This is a genomic window from Leptospira soteropolitanensis (assembly GCF_026151655.1).
Taxonomy (GTDB): domain Bacteria; phylum Spirochaetota; class Leptospiria; order Leptospirales; family Leptospiraceae; genus Leptospira_A; species Leptospira_A soteropolitanensis.
Window position 1 is genome coordinate 1 of sequence record NZ_JAMQPN010000067.1, and the last position, 1,110, is coordinate 1,110.

Consider the following 1,110-nt stretch of genomic DNA (forward strand, 5'->3'; position numbering starts at 1 on the left):
TTCGTTATGCGCAATTTTAAAAATAGGATTGAATATGAAAAATCTGACAATAACTCTAGCTTTGCTTACAACATTAACTTGTTATTCAAAACGTTCCAACAATACAGTAATTGTTAAATCCAAAAATGGCGTATCATTAAAAGCTGCTCCAGGAAATTCTGAAAAAACTATAACGAATATTTCAGAAGGTACTAAATTCAGAAAAATTCAAAATTCAGAAATTCAAATTGAGAATAGTGAAGAGTGGATTGAAGTAACAAATGAAAACTATAACGGATATTTATTAAGTTCTCAAGTTAGCAGCTTAAAAGCCATTCCTCAAACAAAAATTATTCCAGAAACACTCTACAAAACTACGTGCGCAAAAAATTACTATTCTATTACAAAATTGCCCACTTTTAATAATATTACGAAAAGTACACTCAAAAAATCAACAAATCACAATTCAAACATTACTATTTCAGAGAGATTAAATATTAATAAAGACCAAATTGTAACTTTCGATTTAGATCAAATTTACTCAAAAAATATTCCCGAGAAGCTGAGATTTATACCAGAAATAAAAAATTTCTTAGCAATTACCGAAATAACGGAAGCGAGGGAATATGAAAGAAAAGTAAATATACTATACTTAAATTTAAATAGTTATATCTATTCCATTAACCTAATACATCTAATTATAGAAAACGAATGTGAATCTTATGATGCATATAAGTTTTATGAAGAAGATCTTCCATTTGTAGATTACTCTCTAATTGTTAGCGAATCTCCTTCTGGTTTAGACATTAAGTATCAAAAGTTTAAATGCGCATATAAAGAAAGCCGAGATTTCCTTTCAACGGAAATTTTGGAATCTACATTAACGAAAGTCTCCATTGATGAATCCAATTTGATTCTAACAGAATATTGCTTTGAAGGAAATTTCCCTGATATAAACAGGAAAAAAACAGAAAAAAGCAAGAGTATATTTGACAATTCTTATAAAGATTACTTCTTATAGTTAAAACTGCGCATAACAGCAACTAACCGCTTCGCTTCGGGACTAACGCCCTCGCTCGGTCTGCGACACATAGGCTTCTGGCACTCCCCTTGCCTGCGCAAGTGTCGTGG

At 30.8% G+C, this 1,110-nt stretch carries 1 protein-coding gene; it reads left to right on the forward strand.

Translation table 11 applies throughout. The features are described 5' to 3' along the window. On the forward strand, nt 1–1,000 hold a 1,000-nt coding region (locus ND811_RS19320; protein WP_265361240.1), incomplete at its 5' end, for a hypothetical protein. Between the last annotated feature and the right edge of the window lie 110 nt (nt 1,001–1,110).